We start from the raw sequence: 2,609 nt of genomic DNA, 5'->3' as shown, positions 1-2,609 counted from the left end.
CCACTGGTGCCCGGGTAAGGGGCGCCATATCCAAAAGCGGGGGTAACGCCTCGCTGGCCGGGGCACGGCGATAAGGTAACGCCTAAACGGGCACGCAGCCGGAAACGGCGGAAACAGGCCAAGGTGACGCCTAAGTCGGCGCAGCTGTCGCGAGAGACAACCGGAGGGCAGGGTGTCCACCGTGAGGTGGAATCTGAAGGGCTTGCGGAGAAGTACCGGGCCGTAATCGAGGAGGCGACTCCATGATGAACCGGTCGGCCAAAGACGGGGCAAGGTCGAGCTGGCACTATGGCAGCGAAGGCGTTCTTACCCACCCGTCGCACCAAGGTGTGTGCGGGCGGCACGGTACGGAAGATCTGGACGTGACCCCAGGAGGGCTCGTCGCGTTCTCGGGTGGCACCGGGATCAGCGACCCTATAAGCCGAAAGGCGAAGTGGGAAGTGACGCGCGGCGAGTCGTCGGACAGCCGAATAGTACCTCAAGCCTGGCGAAAGTCAGGTGACTGCGCGAGCAGCGGCCGGGTGGGCCGGGGAAGGCGGCTGGCAACGGTGGTTGGGACGAGACAGCGAGTGAGTGAGTAACGGTGTTGATGCGGACAAGTTCCTTAAGCGAAAGACCCGAGCAGCAGCGCCCGAGGAGACTGGCGGACTGGCTTAACCCGACGGGAGAGAGGAAGGTCCACTCATTGGTGGACAAGATCTATCAGCGGAAGAATCTTGCGGTGGCCTGGGAGAAGGTGAAGCGCAACCGCGGGGCCGGCGGGATCGATGGAACCGACCTGGCAGCGTTCGAGGCCGAGCTTGAAGCGAACCTTGACCAGCTGCACGAGGCACTCAAGGATGGTCACTATAGGCCCCAGCCGGTCCTACAACACCTGATCCCCAAGGCGGGCAAGCCAGGCGAGTATCGGCCGCTCGGCATACCAACGATCATCGATCGAGTCTGCCAGCAAGCCCTGCTCAATCGGCTGGAACCGATCTTCGAGCCGATCTTCGATGACGCCAACTTCGGCTATCGGCGCGGACGATCCACCAAGGATGCGCTCAGCAAGATCTGGCGCGAGTTGGAGGCGGGCAACGAGTGGGTACTTGACGCTGATCTGAGAGACTTTTTCGGATCAGTCGATCACGAAAAGCTCCTCACGCTGGTCAACCAACGCGTGTCAGATGGGCGGGTTTTGGGACTGATCAATCAGATCCTCAAGGCCGGCTGCGTGGCTGCGGGACAACGGCTTGCCACTGAAGACGGCGTTCCCCAGGGCGGGGTGATTTCGCCGTTGATGAGCAATATCCTGCTGACACCCTTTGATCGGGAGATGCGCCAACGCGGCTTCCAGGTCACGCGATATGCTGACGATTGGGTAGTGACGTGTAAAACGCGCGAAGAAGCCCAAGCCGCCCTCGCGGCGGCGCAACGCATTTTGGACGCACTGGGGGTGACGCTGCATGCGGGTAAGACACGGATCGTCCATGTTCGACAGGGCTTTGACTTTCTTGGCTACAAGCTCAAGCGCGGCCAACGGCCGTTGCGACTGGCGCCTGGGAAGATCCGCAGCGGCGCTCGTGCGGGGAACCTGTATGCGTTTCCCCGGGCGAAATCCATCCAGCACTTCAAGGACCAGATTCGTCGGCGGACGCGGCGCAAGGCGCCGCTCGGGACACAGGAGCTGATTGAGCAAATCAATCCGGTCATCCGCGGGTGGGGTCAGTACTACTGCAAGGCCCATGTGCGCAAGCTCTTCCAACGACTCGACGGCTGGATCGTGCGGCGCCTTTGGTCGCACCGATACAAGCGCTGGCGCAACGGCGGCTGGAAACGCCTGCCGGAGCGCCGGCTTTACGGCGAGTACGGGCTGGTGAAATTGATCGCGCTGATTCCTTCCTTAAACCTTCGGTGAGACAGCGTTGTGAAAGCGGCTTACGGGAAAACTGTACGAGCCGTTTGTGCGGCGGACGGAGGCCAGCCCTGCGGGGCGCCTCCTCCGACCCGACACTGATGACGGCGGGGAACGCACCCCAGCGGACCCGTCCGAGGGAAGCGGCCGGTCGGTCTACACACCTTCTGGAGGGCAAGATGACGCGAACATTGGAACGCGAGATCATCTCCACGAAACAACAGAAGATCGCGAACTTGGCGAGACAGGCACCCGAGATGGTGCTGACCACGCTGGCGCACCACATCGACCTGATGTGGCTGGAAGAAGCGTACCGGCGCACGCGCAAGGATGGCGCGGTTGGGGTGGATGGCGTCACAGCCGAGGCGTACGAAGCCGATCTGCAGGCGAACCTGAGCGACCTGCTCGAACGGTTCAAGAGCGGACGCTACCGCGCGCCACCGGTCAGACGTGTCCACATCCCCAAGGACGGCACCAAGAAGACCCGCCCCATTGGCATCACCACCCTGGAAGACAAAGTCCTCCAGCGCGCGGTGCTGATGGTGCTGGAGCCGATCTACGAGCAGGACTTCCTGGACTGCTCCTACGGCTTTCGGCCCGGTCGCAATGCCCACCAAGCGCTGCAAGCGCTTTGGCAGGGGCTCATGGACATCGGCGGCGGCTGGGTGATCGACCTCGACATCCAGGACTTCTTTGGCAGCCTCGAAAGGACCCA

At 62.4% G+C, this 2,609-nt stretch carries 2 protein-coding genes; both read left to right on the top strand.

Annotation, left to right across the window (positions count from 1 at the left end):
* Positions 1 to 688 precede the first annotated feature (688 nt).
* The gene (gene ltrA, locus VBE63_RS27245) at positions 689 to 1,897 is read left to right on the top strand and encodes a group II intron reverse transcriptase/maturase (RefSeq protein WP_323686129.1); all 1,209 of its coding nucleotides are present in this window, start codon (positions 689 to 691) and stop codon (positions 1,895 to 1,897) included.
* 188 nt (positions 1,898 to 2,085) lie between these two features.
* A partial coding sequence (locus VBE63_RS27240) for a reverse transcriptase domain-containing protein (RefSeq protein ID WP_323686128.1) occupies positions 2,086 to 2,609 on the top strand: 524 nt, incomplete at its 3' end.

Origin of the sequence: Lamprobacter sp., assembly GCF_034860625.1 — a bacterium.
Classification (GTDB): Bacteria; Pseudomonadota; Gammaproteobacteria; order Chromatiales; family Chromatiaceae; genus Lamprobacter.
The sequence above is the reverse complement of the archived record's forward strand: the minus strand, read 5'-3'. Positions and strand labels throughout refer to the sequence as shown.